This is a genomic window from Thermobacillus sp., assembly GCF_003390775.1.
Taxonomy (GTDB): Bacteria; Bacillota; Bacilli; order Paenibacillales; family Paenibacillaceae; genus Thermobacillus; species Thermobacillus xylanilyticus.
The window spans coordinates 32,752-54,784 of sequence record NZ_QEWA01000024.1 but is presented as its reverse complement, the minus strand read 5'-3'; the positions used below and the strand labels follow the sequence as shown (position 1 = coordinate 54,784).

The 22,033-nt window shown below is 59.9% G+C and carries 21 protein-coding genes; 11 read left to right on the top strand and 10 right to left on the bottom strand.

The genetic code is table 11. The annotated features are described in order from the left end of the window. Positions 1-54: 54 nt before the first annotated feature. The 3 genes from C6W55_RS02685 to C6W55_RS02675 all read left to right on the top strand — a co-directional run bounded on the left by C6W55_RS02685 (position 55) and on the right by C6W55_RS02675 (position 2,459). Complete coding sequence (locus tag C6W55_RS02685; RefSeq protein ID WP_286891333.1) at positions 55-630, top strand: hypothetical protein; 576 nt, start codon at positions 55-57, stop codon at positions 628-630. Further along, a complete protein-coding gene (locus tag C6W55_RS02680; protein ID WP_286891331.1) occupies positions 591-1,520 on the top strand; it encodes a bifunctional helix-turn-helix transcriptional regulator/GNAT family N-acetyltransferase in 930 nt (309 codons plus the stop codon). The genes C6W55_RS02685 and C6W55_RS02680 overlap by 40 nt, the downstream gene beginning before the upstream one ends. Positions 1,521-1,610: 90 nt before the next feature. Then, complete coding sequence (locus C6W55_RS02675) at positions 1,611-2,459, top strand: AraC family transcriptional regulator (RefSeq protein ID WP_286891329.1); 849 nt, start codon at positions 1,611-1,613, stop codon at positions 2,457-2,459. Positions 2,460-2,533: 74 nt separating this feature from the next. Here C6W55_RS02675 and C6W55_RS02670 read toward each other — a convergent pair whose 3' ends face one another. Together C6W55_RS02670 and C6W55_RS02665 are read right to left on the bottom strand one after the other, a co-directional pair. Then, positions 2,534-3,337: a class I SAM-dependent methyltransferase gene (locus tag C6W55_RS02670; RefSeq protein WP_286891327.1), complete on the bottom strand. Its 804-nt coding sequence runs from the start codon at positions 3,335-3,337 to the stop codon at positions 2,534-2,536. Between the two features lie 109 nt (positions 3,338-3,446). After that, positions 3,447-3,872 (bottom strand): NUDIX domain-containing protein, encoded by a 426-nt coding sequence (locus tag C6W55_RS02665; protein WP_286891326.1) that lies wholly within the window; start codon positions 3,870-3,872, stop codon positions 3,447-3,449. A 144-nt stretch (positions 3,873-4,016) separates the two neighbouring features. Between C6W55_RS02665 and C6W55_RS02660 the strand changes: the two genes are divergently transcribed. The 4 genes from C6W55_RS02660 (at position 4,017) to C6W55_RS02645 (ending at position 9,565) form a co-directional block, all read left to right on the top strand. Further along, entirely contained in the window at positions 4,017-5,906 is a 1,890-nt protein-coding gene (locus C6W55_RS02660) for a site-specific DNA-methyltransferase (RefSeq protein WP_213483015.1), read from the top strand. A 15-nt stretch (positions 5,907-5,921) separates the two neighbouring features. Beyond that, the gene (locus tag C6W55_RS02655; RefSeq protein WP_286891324.1) at positions 5,922-8,657 is read left to right on the top strand and encodes a restriction endonuclease; all 2,736 of its coding nucleotides are present in this window, start codon (positions 5,922-5,924) and stop codon (positions 8,655-8,657) included. A gap of 175 nt (positions 8,658-8,832) precedes the next feature. Beyond that, entirely contained in the window at positions 8,833-9,315 is a 483-nt protein-coding gene (locus tag C6W55_RS02650) for a nucleoside deaminase (protein WP_015253108.1), read from the top strand. Between the two features lie 58 nt (positions 9,316-9,373). Then, on the top strand, positions 9,374-9,565 hold the full coding sequence (locus C6W55_RS02645) for a DUF423 domain-containing protein (protein WP_286891323.1): 192 nt from the start codon (positions 9,374-9,376) through the stop codon (positions 9,563-9,565). An 18-nt stretch (positions 9,566-9,583) separates the two neighbouring features. Here C6W55_RS02645 and C6W55_RS02640 read toward each other — a convergent pair whose 3' ends face one another. Further along, positions 9,584-10,048 carry a winged helix-turn-helix transcriptional regulator gene (locus tag C6W55_RS02640; protein WP_286891322.1) on the bottom strand — a complete coding sequence of 155 codons (465 nt, stop codon included), beginning with the start codon at positions 10,046-10,048 and terminating at the stop codon, positions 9,584-9,586. Between the two features lie 81 nt (positions 10,049-10,129). On the opposite strand from C6W55_RS02640, the gene C6W55_RS02635 reads away from it, so the two are divergent. Next, on the top strand, positions 10,130-10,987 hold the full coding sequence (locus C6W55_RS02635; RefSeq protein ID WP_286891320.1) for a DinB family protein: 858 nt from the start codon (positions 10,130-10,132) through the stop codon (positions 10,985-10,987). 52 nt (positions 10,988-11,039) lie between these two features. Here C6W55_RS02635 and C6W55_RS02630 read toward each other — a convergent pair whose 3' ends face one another. The 7 genes from C6W55_RS02630 to C6W55_RS02600 all read right to left on the bottom strand — a co-directional run bounded on the left by C6W55_RS02630 (position 11,040) and on the right by C6W55_RS02600 (position 17,795). Then, the gene (locus C6W55_RS02630) at positions 11,040-11,435 is read right to left on the bottom strand and encodes an NINE protein (RefSeq protein ID WP_286891319.1); all 396 of its coding nucleotides are present in this window, start codon (positions 11,433-11,435) and stop codon (positions 11,040-11,042) included. Between the two features lie 4 nt (positions 11,436-11,439). Beyond that, positions 11,440-11,781 carry a TM2 domain-containing protein gene (locus C6W55_RS02625; protein ID WP_041853720.1) on the bottom strand — a complete coding sequence of 114 codons (342 nt, stop codon included), beginning with the start codon at positions 11,779-11,781 and terminating at the stop codon, positions 11,440-11,442. A 165-nt stretch (positions 11,782-11,946) separates the two neighbouring features. After that, a complete protein-coding gene (locus tag C6W55_RS02620) occupies positions 11,947-12,996 on the bottom strand; it encodes an ABC transporter substrate-binding protein (RefSeq protein WP_286891318.1) in 1,050 nt (349 codons plus the stop codon). A gap of 30 nt (positions 12,997-13,026) precedes the next feature. Further along, positions 13,027-13,995, bottom strand: coding sequence for a galactofuranose ABC transporter, permease protein YjfF (gene yjfF, locus C6W55_RS02615; protein WP_286891317.1), 969 nt, complete (start codon positions 13,993-13,995; stop codon positions 13,027-13,029). Further along, positions 13,988-15,028, bottom strand: coding sequence for an ABC transporter permease (locus C6W55_RS02610; RefSeq protein WP_213483009.1), 1,041 nt, complete (start codon positions 15,026-15,028; stop codon positions 13,988-13,990). The genes yjfF and C6W55_RS02610 overlap by 8 nt, the downstream gene beginning before the upstream one ends. A 4-nt stretch (positions 15,029-15,032) precedes the next feature. Then, positions 15,033-16,541, bottom strand: coding sequence for a sugar ABC transporter ATP-binding protein (locus C6W55_RS02605; protein WP_015253085.1), 1,509 nt, complete (start codon positions 16,539-16,541; stop codon positions 15,033-15,035). A gap of 201 nt (positions 16,542-16,742) precedes the next feature. After that, positions 16,743-17,795, bottom strand: coding sequence for an ABC transporter substrate-binding protein (locus C6W55_RS02600; RefSeq protein WP_015253084.1), 1,053 nt, complete (start codon positions 17,793-17,795; stop codon positions 16,743-16,745). Positions 17,796-18,044: 249 nt separating this feature from the next. Between C6W55_RS02600 and C6W55_RS02595 the strand changes: the two genes are divergently transcribed. Genes C6W55_RS02595 through C6W55_RS02585 form a run of 3 tightly spaced genes read left to right on the top strand, consistent with a single transcriptional unit; the run spans position 18,045 to position 21,986 of the window. Further along, positions 18,045-19,874 carry a sensor histidine kinase gene (locus C6W55_RS02595; protein ID WP_286891316.1) on the top strand — a complete coding sequence of 610 codons (1,830 nt, stop codon included), beginning with the start codon at positions 18,045-18,047 and terminating at the stop codon, positions 19,872-19,874. Beyond that, positions 19,858-20,976 (top strand): response regulator transcription factor, encoded by a 1,119-nt coding sequence (locus C6W55_RS02590; protein ID WP_286891351.1) that lies wholly within the window; start codon positions 19,858-19,860, stop codon positions 20,974-20,976. Before C6W55_RS02595 ends, C6W55_RS02590 begins: the two co-directional genes overlap by 17 nt. Beyond that, a complete protein-coding gene (locus C6W55_RS02585; protein WP_286891314.1) occupies positions 20,973-21,986 on the top strand; it encodes a sugar ABC transporter substrate-binding protein in 1,014 nt (337 codons plus the stop codon). Before C6W55_RS02590 ends, C6W55_RS02585 begins: the two co-directional genes overlap by 4 nt. Positions 21,987-22,033 lie beyond the last annotated feature (47 nt).

Below are 22,033 nucleotides of genomic sequence, written 5' to 3'. Positions count from 1 at the left end.
TTTCAAACGGCATGCAAGGAAATGTTTCGGATTGCGGATAAAGGATGTGAGAAGATGCAGCATTATGGAAAGTGGCTGATCCGTATCGCGGCAATCTACGCGGTGATCGGCGCCATGCTCGGATCGGACTTGGCCGGCAGGAAAGATTATACGATGGTACCGGGCCACGCCCACATTCTGGTGGTCGGGTGGCTGAGTCTTTTTGCGTACGGGATTTTCTACCATGTGTTCAAGGAAATCGGCATGAAGCGAACGGCCATACTGCAAGCCTGGTCCAGTCTGATTGGCGGCGGATTGATGCCGCTCAGCATGTTGATCTACTACAAGAGCGAGAACTCGTTCACCACGCTGCTGTTTATCCTGACGGCGTCCGTCCTGCTTCTGGCCATCATCCTCTTCGCGGTATTGGTATTCTTCGACAAGAAAATGCCCGCAGTTAAATGGCTGGCAACGCGGGTGGTACCACGACACATTCGTCCCCGACGAGTGTGTCTTTTTATTTTGGAGCCCGCGAAGCTTGACAATAGTTGCTTTTGTCATATATTTATTTATAAAAGGCAATATTTGGCGGACGTTGAGGAGGGATGGCGGTGCCGGCTTCGGATTTCGAGAACCGGGTCGCTGCTGTAAGGCGGTTCAACCGTTTTTTCACGAGAAGGCTCGGCGTGTTGAGGGAAGGTCTGCTGCATACGCCGTATTCCCTCACCGAATCGCGCATCCTTTATGAAATCGCGAATCGGGACCAGGTCATTGCCGCCGAACTGGCGAAAGATCTGGGGCTGGATCCCGGATATCTCAGCCGCATATTGGACCGTCTCGAGCAGAAGGGATTAATCCGGAAGGAACAAGTTCCGTCGGATGGGCGGCAGCGGCTTCTTCGCCTGACGCCGGACGGAGAAGCAGCCGCGTCGCTGTTGGATCAACGTTCGAGAGAAGAGATCGGGGAGATGCTGGGCAACCTCTCCGAGCAGGATCAGAACCGGCTCATTCAAGCGATGAATACGATCGAACAACTGCTCGGCGAAGGATTGAAGTATTCCGAGCCTTATGTGCTGCGCCAGCATGAGCCCGGCGATATGGGGTGGATTGTCCATATGCACGGACGTCTGTATGCGGAGGAATACGGCTGGGACGAGCGCTTCGAGGCGCTGGTCGCGCAGGTTTGCTCCGATTTCATCAACCGGTACAACCCCGAACGGGAACGCTGCTGGATCGCGGAAATGGACGGGCAGATTGTCGGTTCCGTGATGGTCGTGCAGGAGAGCGATGAAACGGCCAAGCTTCGCCTGCTGCTCGTCGACCCGAGGGCCCGCGGCTTGGGATTGGGCAAACGTCTCGTGGACGAGTGCATCCGATTCGCAAGGCGCAAGGGCTACAAGAAACTCGTGCTGTGGACCAACCACGTGCTTGTACAAGCGAGAAACATCTATCAGAAGGCCGGTTTCGTGCTGGTCAAACAGGAACCGCACCGCAGCTTCGGCTCCGAGCTGATCGGGGAGACGTGGGAGCTCACACTGTGACGGTCGCCGGACGCTGACATTTTCGTGCAGGGAATGCACGGCGTCGAATCACCGGCTGCGGTACGATTCATCTCGAAAGGAGGGATGGCGATGGACTGGCTGGAAAGGCTGAACAAAGCCATGGACTACATCGAGGCGCATCTGGCGGACGAGATCTCGTATGACGAAATTGCGCGGATCGCCTGCTGCTCGACGTACCATTTTCAGCGGATGTTCCCGTTCATCACCGGCATCACGCTGTCCGAATACATCCGGCGCAGGCGGCTCACCTTGGCGGCCTTCGAACTGCAGACGACCGGCGCCAAGGTGATCGACGTCGCGCTCAAGTACGGGTATCAGTCGCCGGAAGCGTTCGCCCGGGCGTTCAAAAGTCTCCATGGCATCATGCCGATCTCCGCGCGCGATCAAGGCGTCACCTTGAAGGCTTATCCTCGCATGTCCTTCCGGATCTCAATCAAAGGAGATGTCGAGATGAATTATCGGATTGAGCAGCGCGGACCGTTCGAGATGTTCGGCGTTTATGCCGAGGTCCGCCAGGAATTGCAGCCGGCGTTCGAGGATGTCGCCCGGTTCCGCAGAGCGTGCGATGAAGACGGCAGCGTGGACGAGATCAACGCGCTGCTGGGCCGGTTCGGCAACGGTCTGCTGCACGCCGCCCTGTTCGACCACACGGGCGAGACGTTCAAGTACATGGTGTGCTACCATTTGCCGAAGGGACTGGACATTCCGAAGAAATTTACGAAGCTTGCCGTCCCGCCGCTGACGTGGGCGATCTTCCCGGAGCCGGACTGCGAACTGCAGCAGTTGTGGCGGCGCATCTATACGGAATGGTTCCCGACGTCCGGGTACGAGCAGGCGGAAGGTCCCCAGTTCGAAATGTACTACGGTACGCCGGAACGCACCCAAGGCGAAATCTGGATCCCCGTGAGGAAAAAATAACGCGCGTCAAGCGTAACCGACAGCCGAAGCAACAAGGCCATCCCGAACAAGGATGGCCTTCTTTCGCCCTTCCGCTAGTCCTTCCGGGCTTTCACCGAGAAGAGCAGCGGCGGGTGGTGGTTCCCCTTCAGCCGCCATCGCCCTTGCTCGTCCTGCGTCATGAGCCCGGGGTACATGTTGAACACCGTGAACGGGAACTCATGCAGAAATTCCAGCGTCAGTCCCGCCCCGATCAGCGCGCCGACAATCTCGGACAGCGTATGCTGCCACTGATAGGTCACGGGGTGCGCCAACGGATCGTCATCTCCCGTATAGGTGACGTCCGATACATATTGGCGTGTCTCGGTATTGAAATAGGAATCCGCGATCTTCAGCTCGCCGTCCACCGGTTCAAACATGAACGTCACCGGATGAAACTCCGCCATGTAGAAGATGCCCCCGGGTTTCAGGGACGTGCTGATCAGATCCGCCCAACCGTCCAAATCCGGCAGCCAGCACAGCACGCCATATGACGTATAGACGATGTCGAACTGCTCTCCGCCCAGCACTTCCTTGGCATCGTAGATGTCCGAGCACAGAAAACGCGCGTCAAGCCCGAGCCGGTCATTGAGCGACCTGGCCAGCGCGATCGCCTTTTCCGAGAAATCGATCCCGGTCACGCGGGCGCCCAGCCTGGCCCAGTTGAGCGTATCCAGGCCGAAATGGCACTGCAGATGAAGCAGGGTGCGCCCGGCCACATCGCCCAGTTCCTCCTGATCCAACCCGATCCGGGGCGCGTCATCCGCCAGAAAGGCATCCACGTCATAAAACTTCGACTTCGCATGAATCTCCGTCCGGTCGTTCCAATTGAGCCGATTGATGTCCCGGTATTGACGCATGATCATCCCCGCCTTTCAACAAGTCACCGATCATCGCATTGCAACGTTGATTCGACTATACAACGATGATGACGTCAAAGAAATGATAAATTACAGATTTAGCTGAATTTTACCAACGCGAGCTCAGGACATTCGCAACGATGCGCCTGACTTCCGGCAGCAAAGAATCATACCGCGAATCCCCGAGTTCCTGCCGGCCTACCCACGCATATTCCGTGTGCTCATCGTTCAACCGGAAGCTGCGGATGTCGCCGTTTCCCGGTCTGACCAGATAGGTGAACATGACTCTGTAGAAATCCCCCGACGCCTTTCGTCCCTTGAACGCCCGCACATGCAGCTCTTCGATAGAGTCAACTTCAAGGTTCGTCTCCTCCCGGACTTCCCGGATGACCGCCTCCTTCGGGGTCTCCTCATATTTCGCCTTGCCGGCCGGCACATACCACGCGCCATTGTCCGCTCTTTTCGCAAGCAGAACCTTGCCTTCATGCACAATAATCGCTTCCACGGCGATCCGATAGTCGGGGTACGGGTTCATGGGCGTCACACCTTTATATCGGTTTAAACCATTTTCCTGCAATTCGGAAACGGTGTAAATGCCCGGGCGTCAGGCGGACAGGGAATCCCGGTCCGGGCAGCGAAAGATATTAGATCATCGATTCCAGACGAAACGGAGCCGATCATGAAGAAACTGACCATGCGAACGTCCGACAGGACGCAGGCCAATATAGACAAAATCGCGGCGCTGTTCCCCCATGTCATCACCGAAGCGGTCGATGAAGAGGGCAGCGTGGTGCGGGCGGTTGATTTTGACCTGCTGAGGCAGGAGCTGTCCGGCGCGCTGGCGGAAGGGGAGAAGGAGCGGTATCAGCTGACGTGGCCGGGGAAGCGGGAGGCGGTCCTGAACGCGAACGTGCCGACCGACAAGACGCTGCGCCCGGTCAGGGAAGACAGCGTGGACTGGGACCGGACGCGGAACTTGTACATCGAAGGCGACAACCTGGAAGTGCTGAAGCTGCTGCAGGAGTCGTACCTGAACAAGATCAAGTGCATCTACATCGATCCGCCGTACAACACGGGGCGGGATTTCATCTACAAGGACAACTTCCGGGGAACGGTCCGGGAATATCTCGCGGAGTCCGGGCAGGTCGACGAGCTCGGCAACCGGCTCTTCCAGAACACCGAGGCCAACGGCCGGTTCCACAGCGACTGGCTCACGATGATGTACGCCCGGCTCAAGGTGGCGCGGAATCTGCTGCGGGAAGACGGCGTCATCTTCATCAGCATCGACGACCACGAAGCCGCCAATCTGCGCGCGATTTGCGATGAAATCTTCGGGCACGGCAACTTCGTCGCCACGATCATCTGGGAAAAAGTGTACAGCCCCCGCATGGACGTCACCGGTTTCTCCACTTCCCACGACTACATCCTCTGCTATGTGAAAGGCGATATCGCGGGACTCAAGCGGGAGCCGTTCGAGCAGAACGTCCGGCAGTTCAACCATGTGGACGAAGCGACGGGGCGGCGCTACCGGAGAAGAAGCATCCGGAAGGAAGGGAGCAACTCGCTCCGTTCGGATGCGCCGAATTCGTTCTTCCCGCTGGAAGCGCCGGACGGCACGCTCGTGTATCCGATCAAGCCGGACGGGACAGAGGGCTGCTGGCGCTGGAGCCAGGAGACTTACGAGGAGAACGTCAGGCAGGGGCTGGTCGAGTGGGTAAAGACCGAAGCGGGCTGGCAGGTGTACGCGAAGCAGTTTCTCGACGAGGGAGCGACAAAGCCGCCGGAGACGATCTGGCACCACAAGGAAGTGGGACACACCCACGGCGCGGCGGAAGAGCTGAAAAGTCTGCTGAACGGGCGATTCTTCGACAGTCCGAAACCGAAAGAGCTGATCATGAAAATGCTGACGCTCGCGACGGAGAAGGATGAAGAACATATCGTCCTCGACTTCTTCTCCGGTTCCGCCACGACGGCTCACGCGGTGATGGAGCTGAACGCGCGGGACGGCGGCAACCGCAGATTTCTTCTCGTCCAGCTGCCCGAGCCGACGAACGAGCGGTCCGAGGCGCGCAAGGCCGGCTACCGGACCATCTGCGATATCGGCAAAGCGCGGATCCGCCGCGCGGCGAAGAAGATCCGGGAAGTGACGGGGGCCGGCATCGACTACGGCTTCCGGGTGTTCCGCGTCGATTCGTCGAACATGAAGGACGTCCGGCATGCGCCGGACAAGCTCACGCAGGCCGACCTGTTCGATCTCGCCGCAAGCATCAAGGAGGACCGCACAGGGGATGATCTGCTCATCCAGGTCATGCTCGAGCTCGGCCTGGAGCTGTCGCTGCCGATGGAGACGCGGCGGGTGGACGGGAAGACGGTCCACCTCGCCGGCGGGAACGTGCTTGCCGCCTGCTTCGATGACGATGTGCCGGAGTCCGTCATCCGGCAGATGGCTTCCATGCGCCCGCAGCACGCCGTCTTCCGCGACAGCGGCTTCGCGGACGACGCCGCGCGCATCAACGTGGAGGAGCTGTTCAACCTGCTCTCTCCCGGAACGGACATTCGGGTGCTGTAAGGCGGTGTACGAGCGGTGAAAATCAGGTTCAAGCAGCAGCCGTTTCAACTGGATGCGGTGCGAAGCATTGTCGATTGCTTCGCGGGGCAGCCGTACGCGCCATCCGCTGGTCCGGATGCGCGGAACCGTCCCGTCATGCTCCCGGACGAAGACGTGCTGCGGAACATGCAGGCGGTGCAGCGGCGCAATGGACTGCCGGTCTCGGAACGGCTGGAAGGCCGGTACAACCTGACCGTGGAGATGGAGACCGGCACCGGCAAGACCTACACGTTCATCCGCACGATGTTCGAGCTGTACAAAACGTACGGATGGAGCAAATTCATCGTCGTCGTGCCATCCGTTGCGATCCGCGAAGGCGTGCTGAAGACGTTCCGGATGACGGAAGACCATTTCATGTCCGTGTACGGCATGAAGGCGCGGTATTTCGTATACAACTCGAAACAATTGCATCACATTGAGAAATTCGCCGGCGACGCCGGCCTGAGCGTCATGATCATCAACGCGCAGGCCTTCAACGCGCGGGGACGGGAGGCAAGGCGGATCTACATGGAGCTCGACGAATTCGGCAGCCGCAGGCCGATCGACGTGCTGGCGGACACGCGGCCGATCCTGATCATCGACGAGCCGCAGTCCGTTGAAGGCGTGAAGACGCGGGAATCGCTGAAGGCGTTCAACCCGCTGCTTACCCTGCGCTATTCGGCGACGCACCGCGAAGACTACAACAAGGTCTACCGCCTGGACGCGCTGGACGCCTACAACCTGAAGCTGGTGAAGAAGATCAGCGTGAAGGGGATTTCGCTGAAGGGCATCGGCGGATCGGACGGCTATTTGTACCTCGAAGGCATTGAGGTGAGCGCGGACCGGGCGCCGGCGGCCCGGCTGGAGTTCGAGGTGAAGACGAAGGCGGGCATGGTCAGGCGGACGCGCATCGTCAGGGTAGGCGACGATCTTCACGCCTTGTCCGGCGGCCTCGCGCAATACAAGGGGTACAAGGTGTCCGGGATCAACGGACGTGACGGCAGCATCAGCTTCACGAACGGCGTCACGCTGCATGCCGGCGACGTGCAGGGGGATACCGGGGAGCTGCATCTTCGCCGGGTTCAGATCCGGGAGACGATCAAGTCGCATTTCGCGAAGGAGCGGGCGCTTTTCTCGCAGGGGATCAAGGTGTTGTCGCTCTTTTTCATTGATGAGGTGGCGAAGTACCGGCAATATAATCGGGACGGCGCGGAGCTGAGCGGCGTTTACGCCGACATCTTCGAGGAGGAGTATGCGGCGCTGCTGGCCGAAGAGCTGGACAGGTTGGCCGACGACGATCCGTATGCCGGGTACCTGAAGCGAATCCGGGTGAAGGACACGCACAAGGGGTACTTCTCGATCGATCGAAAAAGCAACCGCTACGTTGATCCGAAGGTGTCCGCCCGCGAGACCGACTCCGATGATGCCGACGCGTACGACCTGATCATGCGGGACAAGGAGCGGCTGCTCAGTCTGGCGGAGCCCGTGCGGTTTATTTTCTCCCATTCGGCGCTGAAGGAGGGGTGGGACAACCCGAACGTGTTCCAGATCTGCACGCTGAAGCACAGCGATTCGACGATCAAGAAGCGCCAGGAGGTCGGGCGGGGCCTTCGGCTCTGCGTCAATCAGGACGGGGAGCGGATCGATTCGGCCGTGCCGGGCATCGACGTCCATGACATCAATGTGCTGACCGTCATCGCCAGCGAATCGTACGAGCAGTTCGCGCGGCAGCTGCAGCGCGAGATCGCCGAGGCGCTGTCCGGCCGTCCGGGTGCGGCGGATCGCAGCGCCTTCCTGGAGCATGTGGCGGAGAACGAGCGCATCGGCCATAGCGCTGCCGCTGCGGCGAATGACGACTTCCACAGGCGGGAGTTCCTCAAGCTCTGGAACCGGATCAACCGGAAAACGGGCTGCACCGTCAAGTTCGACTCCGGCGAACTGGTGAGGAAGTGCGTGGAGGCGCTGGACAGCCGTCTGCAGGTGCCGGCCATCCGATATACCGTCCGGCATGGCGAGATGCGGCGCATCGAGTCCCGGGAGCAACTGGAGTCGGGGGAAGCGTTCCGGGTGCGGGAAGTCAAGGATGAGACAGCAGATGTGCAGCCGCTGACCGGGGTGAAAATGGACCTGATCGGCAGGCTGACGGATGAGACGAAGCTGACGCGGAAGACCATTGCGGCCATCCTGACGGGAATCAGGGAATCGACGTTCCGGCAGTTTCGCCTCAATCCGGAGGAGTTCGTGCTCCGCGCCGCGAGGCTGATCAACGAGCAGAAGGCGGCGGCGATCATCGCATGCATCACGCACGACGCGTCGAATGATCGGTACGAGTTGAGTGTGTTCACGAAGAGCGGACTGTTCGGGCGGCCGGGGGACGGGGCGGAACCGGCAGAAGCCGTGGCGGACTTCCGGAGCGGTCGCGATCTTACGCAAGAGCCGGATGCGGGCGGCGAGGTGATCGTGTACGACAAGCTGCCCCGGGGGTTCTTCATCCCGACGCCAATGGGCGACTACCATCCCGACCGGGCGGTCGTGTTCCGGGAAGGCGATGTGAGGCACATCTGCTTCATCGCGGAGACGAAGGGCTCGCTGGAATCGCTGGAGCTGCAGGGTGCGGAGCGGGTGAAGATCGAATGGGCGCGGAAGGTTTTTGCGAAGCTGAACACCGGGCAAGTGAAGGTCGATGCGGCGGACAGTTACGAGAAGCTGCTGGAGATCGTGAAGCCGTCGTGAATGGAGAAAACGGCGCTCGTGGGGCCGTCCGGAACAGGGAAAACCGCCGATACTGATGTTCGACGAGGCGACCAGCTCGCTGGACAACGAGAGCGAACGGGTCGTGCAGGCTTGCGAACGAATCATCGTGCCGGCGTGAGATGGAGGATGACTTTTGATCGAAGGAGGCGACGACATGATCACGGAGACGGACATGAAGCATTTGCGGCGCTGTGTCGAGCTCGCAAGGATCGCGCTGGAGAAGGGCGATGAACCGTTCGGTTCGGTTCTGGTATCGGCCGAAGGCGAGGTGTTGTTCGAGGACCACAACCATGTGGCGGGAGGGGATCATACGCAACACCCGGAATTCGCCATAGCCCGCTGGGCGGCTCAGCACATGACGCCGGAAGCGCGCGCCCGGGCCACCGTCTACACCTCCGGGGAGCACTGCCCGATGTGCGCCGCCGCCCACGGCTGGGTCGGCCTGGGCCGGATCGTGTACGCCAGCTCATCCCGGCAATTGGCCGAGTGGCTGGACGAATGGGGAGTTCCGCCGTCCCGCGTAAGGAACTTGCCCATCCAGGAAGTCATCCGCGACGCTCAAGTGGAGGGACCCGTTCCCGAGCTGGCGGAGCAGGTGCGCGAGCTTCACCGGCGGCTCCACGCGGACAAACGCTAAAAATGTGGAGAAGGCTTTGGCGCCGGAAGGCGCGAGCCGGAGGAGGAAGGAACGACGGATGGAAACGTTCATTGCGCTGGGCGGCATCCTGATGGCGATTGCGGTCGCGCTGGGCGCGTTCGGCGCGCATGCGCTGAAGGATAAGCTGCAGCGGGACAAACTCGCCGCATTCCGGACGGGCGTGCAATATCATCTCATTCACGCGCTGGGCCTGATCGCGGCCGGCATGCTGGCCGTCGGTGTGTTGTAGTTGGGTGAAGCGGACAGGTTAGCGGGCTTTCAGCCGGTCCATCACATTGTCCGGACCGGCGAACACGGAACCTCCGTTTTTGACGGTGTCCCGGATCAGTTGGATCAGGCGGTCCTTGTCTATGCGGACTTCGCGCAGCCATGCGGCCGCCTCGGCTGTTTCGGGTTCATATTTGGCCCCCCAGGCAGACAACTCCAGCAGAACAGGGATAAAATCCAGTCCGGCGTCCGTCAGTTCATACAAATCTTTTCTTCCGTCCGTGGGATGGGGCTTCTTCGTGATCAACCCCAGTTCTTCCAGACGAGCCAGACGGCTGGCCAGGATGTTCCTCGCGATCTTCTCATCCGAGGCCAGGAACTCCCCGAATGTTCTTTTCCCCGCAAAAACGATATCCCGGATGATGAGCAGCGTCCACGAATCCCCGACCACTTCGAGCGAAAAGGCGATCGGGCAATTGGAACGACGTTTGATGGTTTTTCTCATGGCGTTGCTCCTTGACTGATGTGCCATAGCTTCATTATACTTGAATAAGTTTCAAAATGCAACTGAAAGGGGCGGGCGGAAATGCATTATCTGTTCGTTTACCATGGCGGTGTCGTTCCCGAAGATCAGGCGGAGCAAAACATCAGCGACCTGTGGAACTGGCTGGACAACCTGAAGGCAAGAGGATATGAGAAAGTGCGGTTTGCCGGATTCGGACGGAAGACGGTTTCCCCGCATGCTGTAGAGGACTATCAAGGCGACATTTTTGGGGTGGCGGTGATGGAAGCAGAATCTTTGGAAGAAGCGGTCTCACTCACGACCGATTGGCCCGAGCTGCAATACGGCGGGAAGATTGAAGTATTTGAAGCGCTGGCCGCGGACTACCCCCGCTCAAGTTCGGATGCCCATATCCTCAACTTGTTTGCCGATGTCAGACGGCAGATTCTGGATACTCTGCACGGGCTGCCTGTGGACAAACTTGACCATATTCCCCCGGGATTCCGAAACAACATGCGTTGGCAAGCCGGACATGTGCTCACGGTAACCGACGAGTTGATCTTTCAATTTTCGGGAGCCGGATCCCGCATTCCCGCGGAATATAAAACCTGGTTCGCATCAGGAACGGATCCGTCAGGCTGGAGTGATGCGCCCCCGGAAATCGATGTGCTGCTGCGGCGGCTGGAGGGACAAATGGCGAAGATCGGCGATGCATTCGAAGGCAGGCTGACGCACCCCGTTGCGGATCAAAGCAATTTTCTTCAGGCAAAAACCGTCGGCGAGCTCTTCCACGTATTGATTGCGCACGAAAGCCTGCACCTGGGTATGATTCAAGCGATGGCTAAAAATTTTGTAAAAAAGCAAGCCGCAGACGCACAAGAAGGAGGAGCTCACCATTCCGGACATGTCGATGTCAGACCGGGCGACGTTGCCGAAAAGTAAAAGGGGCTTCGACGCCTCAGTCGAAGCTCCCCTTTTTTATGGATTCACGAAATCAGGACTGCCTTGGTCCGGTCAACTTGCGAATAATCTCGGCTTCCCGCGCCTCGTTCCACTCTCTGACCATGCGGGGCATGATGAACAGATCGACAATGATCCAGATGAACAGTGCCAAGCCGGTCAGGAGCATGATGACGAGGAAAATGATAGCCGGGGCGTTCCATTCCTCATCGACGCCGCTAAAGGCGGCAGCGGTAAAATAACTGAATGTGGCTGCCAGGAAAAGGATCAACTGTATAGTGCCGCTTACATACCGCTTCAGATAGAATCGGTGGACTCCCAAGTGTCCGCCCAGCAGCATGAAATACGCGAGCGCGAGCGATTTCTCGGCGTGCCGCATTTCCGATTGCAGCACGAGAAGCTGTTCCAGCGTCAGGTCGCGCTTGTTCATGTCATCAGAAGCTGTTCGGAGCCGGCGGACCTTGGTGGGCGATCATTTGCGAGACGAGACGATACTCCAGCTCGCGGTTGTGATCCTTTACCCAGGTATGTACCAGGAAGGCATCCACGATCCACCAGATGGTGGTGACGATCAGCCCGATAAGCGTGATGCTCAGAATGAGCTGGGCGATCGCGGAGCCTGTCTTCTTCATATAGAACCGGTGACCGCCCAATATACCGAGGAAGTACCACAGCACGTAGGCGAGGATCATGTTCTTCCCCTGGTTTCTGACTTCTGAATCCACGATCATGAGTTGTCTGGCGTCGAGCCGGCTCTTCATTGCGACCAAATCCATCCCATGGATCACCCCGGATACCGGATTAAAAATTTTAATATTAGACAGATTATCAAAATTATCAAATTTTGACAAGCGTCTGCTTTTTTCGTCTGCAATCGACGGAATCGGGGGTGCGGCCGCCGAGCCGGCAAGCAGCGGAGAAAATGAAGCCGGTATCGCCTCCTAATATTGTCGATTGGCCACTTCCTTCTCCGCGAGCACTTCGGTGAACACACTTTCCGGCGGGACGATCCGCTTCGGCAAGGTGCGTCCCTCGTAGATCTCGCGGACGGCCTGCATCAGAATCGGACCGAGGAGCGGATTGCATTCCACCACGCAGTTGATTTTGCCCTCCGCCATCATCTCGAACGCTTTGCGCGTGCCGTCGACGGAAATGATGACGATGTCTTCTCCGGGCTTCAGGCCGAATTCCTCGATGGCTTCGATGGCCCCGAGCGCCATGTCGTCGTTGTGGGCGAACAGCACATCGATGCCGCCGCCGCTTTCCCGCAGAAACCCGCGCATGACTTCGGCTCCTTTGGCCACCGTGAAGTCGGCCGGCGCGGAATAGGCGATCGTCATGTCGGCGCGCTCCCGGATGACGTCCCGGAAGCCTCTGCCGCGCTCGATGGACGGCGAGGAGCCTTCCGTGCCCTGAAGCTCCGCGATGACGACGGGCCCGGGATCGTTGCGCTTCTTGTCCAGCAAATATTTCCCCGCCTTGCGGCCTTCTTCGTAGAAATCCGCGCCGATAAACGTCACATACAGCGACGGGTCGCTGATCTGGACGGCGCGGTCGGACAGAATGACCGGGATGCCGGCCTGTCTGGCCTCGGTCAAGATGTCTTCCCAGCCCGTCTCGATGACCGGCGCGAAGGCGATCACATCCACTTTCCGTTCAATGAAGCGGCGGATCGCTTCGATCTGCTTCTCCTGCGACTGCTCCGCATTGTCGAACAGCAGCTCGATGCCGGCCTCCTTCGCGGCTTCCTGGATCGATCTCGTATTGGCGTTGCGCCAATCGCTCTCGGAGCCGAGCTGCGAGAAGCCGAGCACGATCTTGTGCTTGTCCGCGGCGACCGTATCGGACGGGAGATCGGGGATGCGGGAATCGATCTTCTCCGGCTGCTCCTCACGCGGCGCCGCAGCTTCACGGTTGCAGCCCGCCAGCATCGCAAGGCACACGAGCAGCAGGTTGAAACAGGCAAGTGCCGTTCGGCTTGACCGCAGCAATCGAATCCCCTCCCCAAATCCGATTATATCTTACACAGACTGGCTCCGCGTAGACCGCGCGGTGAAGATCCGCTGCAGCAGAATAAAGAGAAACAGCAGCAAGCCGATGACCATTTTCGTCCACCAGGAGCTGAGCGTGCCTTCGAACGTGATGATCGTCTGGATGACGCCCTGGATCAGAACGCCGAAGAACGTGCCGATGACATAGCCGGAGCCGCCGGTCAGCAGCGTCCCTCCGATCACGACCGCCGCGATGGCGTCAAGCTCCAGGCCGACGGTATGCAGCCCGTAACCCGACAGCATGTAGAACGTGAACACGACGCCGCCCAGGGACGAGCAGAATCCGCTGAACGCGTAGACGAGCATTTTCGTCCGGCCGACCGGAAGCCCCATCAGCACCGCCGACGACTCATGACCGCCGATCGCATAAGTGTTGCGCCCGAAGCGGGTGTAATGCGCGAGATAGACGGCCAGCGCCACGACCAGGAGGGCGATGACGACGCTGATCGAGATGAAGCTGCCGCCCGGCAGGCGGATTTTCGCGAGCGCCATATGCGTATAGAACGGATGGCTGATCGTGATCGTATTGATGCTGATCACGTAGCACAGCCCCCGGGCGAGAAACATGCCGGCCAGGGTGACGATGAACGGCTGAATCTGAAAGTAATGAATGATCGCGCCCATCATCCAGCCGAACAGGATGCCGACGGCAAGCACCAGCGGAATGACGGCCGCCGGCGGCCAGCCGGCTTCCGTGATCAGGCTGGCGGACAACATCGTGGTCAGCGCCACCACGGAGCCGACGGACAGATCGATGCCGCCCGACAGGATGACGAACGTCATGCCGACGGCCACGATGAGCAGGAAGGCGTTGTCGATCAGCAGGTTCATGAACACCTGCAGCGAGAAAAATCCGGGATACCGCAGCGAGCCGGCCAGAAACATCAGGATGAACAGCCCGATGGTCACCAGAAGCGGGATATACTTGCGATCAACCATGTCTGCTCACCTCCTGTCCGGATGCTGCAGGGCTCCATGGAATGCCGCGCGTCAGTGAACGGCGGAACGACGGCGATTGGATCAGACAGACGGCCAGGACGACGAACGCCTTGACGACCAGTGTGATTTCCGGGGGAACGCCCAGCATGTAAATCGTGGTCGTCAGCGTCTGGATCAGCAGCGCCCCGGCCAGGGTGCCGGTCAGCGAGAACCGGCCGCCGCTCAAGGAAGTCCCGCCGATGACGACGGCGAGGATGGCGTCCAGTTCAATCCACAGCCCGGCGTTGTTGCCGTCCGCGCTCGAGACGTTCGAACTGGTGATCAGCCCGGCAATGCCGGCGCACAGCGCGCAGAACATGTACACCGCAAGCAGGATCGAGCGGGAACGGATCCCGGCGAGCCGGCTTGCCGTCGGGTTGCAGCCGATCGCCTCGATGAACATGCCGAGCGATGTCTTGCGGGTCATCCACGCGGCGAAGAGAAAGACCGCGGCGGCCAGATAGACGGAGAACGGAAGGGTCATGAGCCATCCGGCGCCGATGAAATTATACGGCTTGCTCGTCACCGTGATGATCTGCCCGCTCGTGATGAGCTGCGCAATGCCCCGCCCGGCGACCATCAGAATGAGTGTCGCGATGATCGGCTGGATGCCCGCGCCGGCCACCAGCAGTCCGTTCCACAGGCCGAGGGCGATGGAGACGAGCAGCGCGAGCAGGACGGCGGTGAGCACCAGGCTCAAGGCATGCTGGTCGTCGCCCCGGCTGATGGTCAGGCAGGCCATTGCGCCGGAGATCGCGACGAGCGACCCCACCGACAGATCGATCCCCCGTGTCGCGATGACCAGCGTCATCCCGATGGCGACGATGGCCAGGGGGGAGCCGAAGTTCAGAATGTCGATCAGACTGCCGTACAGATGGCCGTTCTGGTAGCGGATCGCGAAAAACTCCGGTTTGAAGATCAGGTTGAGCAAGAGCAGCAAGCCGAACACGGCAAGCGGCCAGAACAAAGGTTTGTTCCACCAACGGACACTCATGGCGTCATCCTCCCGCGATGGCCTGCATAATGGTCGTCTGTTGGATGTCGTCACCGGTTAAGTGCCGCACATGCCGCCGGTCGCGCAGGACGGCGATCCGGCTGCTGACGCGGACGACTTCTTCCAGCTCGGAGGAGATGAAGAGCACGGCCATCCCTTCCCCGGACAAGGACAGGACCAGCTTCTGAATCTCGGCTTTGGCGCCGACGTCAATGCCCCGCGTCGGCTCATCCAGAATGAGCAGCCGGGGATTCATGAGCAGCCAGCGGGCGAGGATCACTTTCTGCTGGTTGCCGCCGGACAGATTGCGGATGAACTGTTCGGGATCGGGCGGCTTGATGTCGAGCGCCCGGATATATTCGTCGGCGATTTCCTCCTGCCGTCTGCGGGACAGCGCGCGGAACCAGCCGCGATGGGCCTGCAGCGCCAGAATGATGTTCTCCCGCACGGTCAAATCTTCAATAATCCCCTCGGTCTTGCGGTTCTCCGAGCAGAAGGCGATGCCCCGGTCGATCGCTTTGCGCGGCGAGTCCAGCCGGATCTCCCGGCCCTCGATGACGAGCCTTCCCTGATCGGCGCGGTCGGCGCCGAACAGCAGCCGGGCCGTCTCCGTCCGCCCCGATCCGAGCAGCCCGGCCAGTCCGACGATCTCGCCGCTGCCGATCGTCAGATCGAACGGCTCCACGCCGCCCTTGCGTCCCAGCCCGGATGCGCGCAGATAGGGCGGCTTCGCCTCGCCCGGCGCGGCGGTCCGTTTCGGCATGCCGCCGAGAAGTTCCAGATCCTTGCCGATCATCTTCTGCACCAGCTCCACGCGGGGCAGTTCATCGGTCAGGTATTCGCCGACGAACCGTCCGTTACGCAGAATCGTAATCCGATCGGACACTTCATAGACCTGGTCGAGAAAATGGGTGACGAACAGGATGGCCAGCCCTTGCTTCTTGAGATGGCGCATCACCTCGAACAGCTTGTTCGTCTCGTCCCGGTCGAGGGAGGAGGTCGGTTCGTCCAAGATGAGCAGCCGGGCCGAAATGTTGAGGGCTCGGGCGATCGCGACCAGTTGCTGAACGGCGACAGAATAGGTGTCCAGCGGCTTGGTCACGTCAAGCTTCACGTTGAGCCGTTCCGCAAGCAGCGCCTCGGCTGCGCGGTTCATTGCTTTCCATGAAATCTTGCCGAATTTCCGCGGTTCCCGGCCGATGAAGATGTTCTCGGCCACGGACAGGTTCGGACACAGATTGATTTCCTGATAGACCGTGCTGATTCCGGCCTGCTGCGCTTCGAGCGGACTCCGCAGATGCAGCGGCCTGCCCTCCCATTCCACCGAGCCTTCGTCAACGGGATAGACGCCGGTGAGCACCTTGATCAGCGTCGATTTGCCGGCGCCGTTCTCTCCCATCAAGGCGTGTACTTCGCCGGCGAACATCCGGAAACGGACGTCATTCAGCGCGTGGACGCCGGGGAACCGCTTGTGGATGCCGGACATTTGCAGCATCGGTCGGTTTTCGCTCATGCTGCCGCCCCCTTGTCAGAAATTGAAGCAAGCAAAAACGGCTGGCGCCGTCCTCATGGGCGGACGCATCCGTTTTGCGGTGAAAGATCAGCCGATGACAAGCGTGAGACTTGTAAATGCTTATCTTTGAACAAAGCCACCCCGCCCCCGTGCGGGGGTTGGGGCGGCCGATCGTTGTGCTGATGCCGGTCGGCAAGCGGATCAGTATTTCCGGTCCGGCAGGGCGGCCTTCGCTTCTTCCGAAGTGAACGTCCCTTCCTCGGTGACGATCCGCTTCGGCACTTCCTTGCCTTCCACCACCGCTTTGACGGCGTCCATCAGCTGCGGCCCGAGCAGCGGGTTGCACTCCACAATGAAGTTGATCTTGCCGTCCGCCGCCGCCTGCATGCCGTCTCTTACCGCGTCCACCGTAATGATGATGATATCTTTGCCCGGAACGAGGCCGGCCGCTTCGATGGCCTGGATCGCGCCGAGGCCCATGTCGTCGTTATGGGCGTACAGCACGTCGATGTCCTTGTGCGCCTGCAGGAACGACTGCATGACTTCCTTGCCTTTCGCGCGGGTGAAGTCGCCGGTCTGCGAAGCGATGATTTTGAGGTTCGGGTTCTCCTTGATGACCTCTTCGAACCCGGCCTTGCGGTCGATCGCGGGAGCGGAGCCTGTCGTCCCCTGCAGCTCGACGATGTTGACCGGTTCCGTCGCGTCCTTGAACTGCTCCAGCAGCCAGCGCCCGGCGCGGCGCCCTTCCTCCACGAAGTCCGAGCCGATGAACGAGACATACAGCGATTCGTCTTCCGAATCGATCGCGCGGTCGGTCAGGATGACGGGGATGCCGGCTTCCTTCGCTTCCTGCAGCACCGTCTCCCACCCCGATTCGACGACCGGCGAGAAAGCGATGACGTCGACCTTCTGCTGGATGAACGAACGGATGGCCTTGATCTGGTTCTCCTGTTTCTGCTGCGCGTCGGAAAATTTCAGCTCGATGCCGGCCGCGGCCGCCGCTTCCTTGATCGATTCCGTATTGGCCGTGCGCCAGCCGCTCTCGGCGCCGACCTGGGCGAAGCCGAGCACAATCTTCTTGCCTGCCGGGGGTGTCGGCTCATTCGGCGTCTCGGAGCCTTGTGATGCATTCGTGGAAGCGGGCTTGTTGTCTCCGCCGCCGCCCGTTCCCGAATTTTTGCTGCCGCCGCCGCATGCGCTGATGACCAGACAGACGGCGAGCAGCAGAATCGGCATGATTTTCCGTGTTTTCAAATGGGTCAACCTCCCTCAATGAACATTCTCGTACGAGGCACACCCCCATCTTAACCGCTTTCAAATTTCGAAAATATGGAGGATGAAAGGAGTTTGTTTCGCATTTTTGGGAAGTTGGAGCGCGAGGGGACGGAAATGTTTTTTATTTTGTTGAAAGGGTGGAATTTTTTATTGCTGCATACGCTTACAACCTGTCCTGGTATAAAATACAGGTAGTTGACAGGCGGGGGAGAAGGAATGGGACCGGGCATGAAGAAGGTGTCGCAATGGATTTTGTCCAGTCTGCGGGTCAAAATGCTTGCCATGTTCGTGATGCTGACGATCGTTCCGCTGATCGCCGTCGGCATCGTGTCCTACCAGAAATCGTTCCGAACGATCTCCGAACACAGCAAGGCTTCCTTCCTGCTCACCGCGGACCGGCTGGCCCGGGACATCGATGTGCTCTTTCAGGATACCGCGCGTCTGCTCGAGCTGGAAAACCACCAGGCCGTGCTCCGCTTCCTGTTCTCCCAGACCGATTCCTACGCCGATGCGAAGGACATTCTGCAGGCGTTCGACCTCTACCGCAAGACGTACCGAAATGACAGCGTGCTGAACATCTCCATGGTCAATCTGTACGGCCGGGGCATCAGCGAGCGGCGGGGGGTGTTCGCCCTGAACCAGAATCCGCTCCGCAACCCGCATTTTCAATATTTGATGAACGCGCCGGACGAGGTGCTGATCGTTCCGCCCGACGAGATGCTGCCCCAGGACCGGCTGGACGGTTTTCAATACGATTCGGAGCATGTCGTGTCGATCATGACGACCGTCAGGCAGCGGATTACCCGCGAGGTGATCGGTTTTATCGTGATCGATTTGGACGCGGATACGGTGCTGCGCTATATCCGGGATGCAATGGCCGGACATGCGGGGTATTTCTATGTGGCGGATTCTGCCGGCAAGCCGCTGTTCGCCGCGGACTCGTCTTATGCGCATCTCCTTCCGTCCGCCGCCGATCTTGCGCCGCGATTGGACCGGAAGTCGGACAGTTTCGTGGAAGACGGACCTGACGGGCAAATCTTCATCACATACACGACCTCGGCGGATACCGGCTGGAAAATGATCGGCATCGCGCCTCTCCGCGAGATTGTCAAAGATGCCCGCGAGATCCGGCGGCTCATCTTCCTGAGCGTCGGACTGAGCATCGTGTTCACCATCGGCCTCTATGTCTACCTCACCTCGCGGCTGACCCGGCCGATCCAGATTTTGAAACACAAGATGCGCAAGGCGGCTTCGGGGTTCTTCGAAGTGAAGGTGAGGCCCGCCGGCACGGATGAGCTGGCCGATCTCGGCAACAGCTTCAACATCATGATCGAGCAGATCCGCATGCTGATGGAGCGCAGCATCCGCGAGCGGGAACAGGTCCGGAAGGCGGAGCTGCGCACGCTGCAAGCGCAGATCAACCCCCATTTCCTCTACAATTCGCTCGATTCCATCGTATGGATGGCGGAAGCGGGGAAGAATCGGGAAGTGATCCGGCTCGTGCAGGCGCTGTCCCGTTTTTTTCGCATCAGTCTGAGCAAGGGGCGGGATCTCATTTCGGTCGGGGAAGAAGTGGAGCATGTCCGCAATTATCTGGTCATTCAGCAGATGCGCTATTCCGACATCCTGGATTACGAGATTGACATTCCGCAGGAATTGCGGGCCGTACCGATTCTGAAGATGACGCTGCAGCCGATTGTGGAGAACGCCTTGTATCACGGCATCAAGAACAAGCGGGGCAAGGGGCGGATCCGGATCTCCGGCGCTTCCGATCAGGATCGGACCATCCGGCTTTCGGTCGCGGACAACGGCATCGGCATGAGCGCCGGAAAACTGGCCGAGCTTCGCGGTCTGCTGGACGATCCCCTGGTGCCGCAGGGGGAAAGCGAGCCCGACAGCGGATTCGGACTGCTCAATGTGCAGCGGCGCCTTCGTCTGTATTACGGCCCGCAATACGGCATTGTGCTCGACAGCAGGGAAGGCGCGGGCACGACCGTAGAGATCACGATTCCGGTTCAAGGGGGGACGCACCTTGAAGAAAGTGTTCCTGGTGGATGACGAGATTGTCGTTCGCGAGAACATGCGAAACTGCATCGATTGGGAGAAGGAAGGGTTTGTGTATTGCGGGGATGCGCCCGACGGCGAGCTGGCGCTGCCGCTCATCGAGAAGCTGAAGCCGGACATTCTGATTACGGACATCCGGATGCCGTTCATGAACGGTCTGGAGCTGAGCGCGATCGTCCGCAAAATGCAGCCGGGCATCAAAATCATCATCCTGAGCGGCCACGATGAATTCGAATACGCCCGGCAGGCGATCCGCATCGGAGTCGAGGACTATTGCCTGAAGCCGGTCAGCGCCGAAGACATCATCCGGGTGCTCCGGGTCATCAGCGCCAAGGAAGAGGCGAGCGAAACGCATCGGTCCCTGCCTGCCGGCCGGATCGACCTGCTGGGACACGAATCGCTGGATTATCCGCTCAGCCTCGACCGGGAAGGGTTTGTGGAATTTCTGAAGGTCGGTTCGCCGGAGCAGAAGGAACTGCACATCCGGCGTTTCGCGAAGGATCTGGAGAATGTCGATTGGGAGTCGTCGCTGTACGGATTTTTCCTGCTCCACGACCTGACGCTCACCGTATTCCGGGAAGCCGGGGAGCAGTACGGCGAGCAGGTGCGGCCGGACGACTGGCTGCCGGAGATGAAGAGCCGGATCAGCGCCATCCGCTCATGGGAGGAGGCCTGCGAGTACCTGGATCAGCTCGCCGAGCTGTTCTGGCATTGGCGCTCGCAGTCCAGCGACCGCTACAGCGTCCTGATTGCCCGGGTAAAGCAATTTGTGCAAGAGCATTACGGGGACGAACGGCTGTCCCTGCATGACGCGGCCAGACATGTCAATGTCAGCCCCAGCCACCTGAGCAAAGTGTTCAGCCAGGAGACCGGAACGACGTTCATTGAATATGTGATGGAAACCCGGATCAAGAAGGCGATGGAGCTGCTCTTGTCGACCAAAGCGAAATCGTATGAAATCGCCTGCCGGGTCGGGTACCAGGATCCGCATTATTTCTCCAACGTGTTCAAACGGTTGACCGGGATGACGATCCGCGATTTTCGCAAGCGGGGCAAGGCGGGGCAGCCGGTCGTCCGGAGGAGCGGGCATTCGTGAACCGGCATATGGCGAAGCGGGCGGCGAGGAAAACGGGAACGGCCGCGCTGGCCGCAGTACTGCTGGCGGCTGCGGCGCTCGCCGGCTGCCGGGAGCCGGCGCCTTCCCGCGAGAGCGTGTCCGCCGCAGCCGAAGCGGAGGCGTTGCCGCGGCGCACGTTCGGCATCATCTACCCGATGGCGGATGTCTATTATGAGGCGGTGACGGAGAGCGCGGCCCGGGCGGCGGAAACGGCGAGCGCCCGGCTGATCATCAAGGCGCCGGACGAGGCCAATCTGGAGCAGCAGATCCGCATGATGGAGACGATGATCAAGCAGGGTGTGGACGGGATCGCCATCAGTCCGATCGATTCGGAAGCGCTCGGGCCGCTGATCGACAAGGCGGCGGAGGCGGGGATTCCCGTCATCTGTTTTGAATCCGATGCGCCGGACAGCCGGAGAGTTTCTTATATCGGAACGGACAACATCCAGGCAGGGGAAAGGATGGGACGAGCCATTGACGGGCTGCTGAAGGGACGCGGCATGGTGCTCGTGTCCACCGGGCAGTCGGACAGCATGAATTTGCGCGAACGGTTGGAAGGGTTTCTCGGATACATCCACCGTGAGACGAATATTGACGTGCTGGAGGTTCGTTATCATCAGGGCGTTCCCGAGCAGGCGCTGGCGGATCTGGAAGGGATGATCGACGATCACCCGCATTTCGACGCCTTCGTCGCCCTGGACTTCGTATCCGGCGCCGCATCCATTCTGGTATGGAAAGCGATGGGATTGAACCGGTACGCGCTGACCTTCGGCCTGATGCCCGAAATCGCGGAAGCGGTTCGCAACGGTCAGATTACGATGGCGGTGTCCCTGAATGAACACCGCTGGGGAGCCTTGATCGTCGAACATCTGCTCAAGGCCTGCGAAGGGGAGGAGATCCCGGAATTTCTGGATACCGGGATATCGCTGGTTGACATTCATGCGATTGAATCAGGGGAGGGGATGGTCGAGACCGAGCCTTCGGATTGACAGGGCGGGATTCCGAGGCTGCATCGCAGGTTTGCATACCCGCGTCG

Coding starts and splice junctions, on each gene's coding strand:
- C6W55_RS02685 (WP_286891333.1), top strand. CDS start 55: ATGCAGCATTATGGAAAGTGGCTGATCCGTATCGCGGCAATCTACGCG.
- C6W55_RS02675 (WP_286891329.1), top strand. CDS start 1,611: ATGGACTGGCTGGAAAGGCTGAACAAAGCCATGGACTACATCGAGGCG.
- C6W55_RS02670 (WP_286891327.1), bottom strand. CDS start 3,337: ATGCGTCAATACCGGGACATCAATCGGCTCAATTGGAACGACCGGACG.
- C6W55_RS02665 (WP_286891326.1), bottom strand. CDS start 3,872: ATGAACCCGTACCCCGACTATCGGATCGCCGTGGAAGCGATTATTGTG.
- C6W55_RS02660 (WP_213483015.1), top strand. CDS start 4,017: ATGAAGAAACTGACCATGCGAACGTCCGACAGGACGCAGGCCAATATA.
- C6W55_RS02650 (WP_015253108.1), top strand. CDS start 8,833: ATGATCACGGAGACGGACATGAAGCATTTGCGGCGCTGTGTCGAGCTC.
- C6W55_RS02645 (WP_286891323.1), top strand. CDS start 9,374: ATGGAAACGTTCATTGCGCTGGGCGGCATCCTGATGGCGATTGCGGTC.
- C6W55_RS02640 (WP_286891322.1), bottom strand. CDS start 10,048: ATGAGAAAAACCATCAAACGTCGTTCCAATTGCCCGATCGCCTTTTCG.
- C6W55_RS02635 (WP_286891320.1), top strand. CDS start 10,130: ATGCATTATCTGTTCGTTTACCATGGCGGTGTCGTTCCCGAAGATCAG.
- C6W55_RS02630 (WP_286891319.1), bottom strand. CDS start 11,435: ATGAACAAGCGCGACCTGACGCTGGAACAGCTTCTCGTGCTGCAATCG.
- C6W55_RS02625 (WP_041853720.1), bottom strand. CDS start 11,781: ATGGATTTGGTCGCAATGAAGAGCCGGCTCGACGCCAGACAACTCATG.
- yjfF (WP_286891317.1), bottom strand. CDS start 13,995: ATGGTTGATCGCAAGTATATCCCGCTTCTGGTGACCATCGGGCTGTTC.
- C6W55_RS02610 (WP_213483009.1), bottom strand. CDS start 15,028: ATGAGTGTCCGTTGGTGGAACAAACCTTTGTTCTGGCCGCTTGCCGTG.
- C6W55_RS02605 (WP_015253085.1), bottom strand. CDS start 16,541: ATGAGCGAAAACCGACCGATGCTGCAAATGTCCGGCATCCACAAGCGG.
- C6W55_RS02595 (WP_286891316.1), top strand. CDS start 18,045: ATGAAGAAGGTGTCGCAATGGATTTTGTCCAGTCTGCGGGTCAAAATG.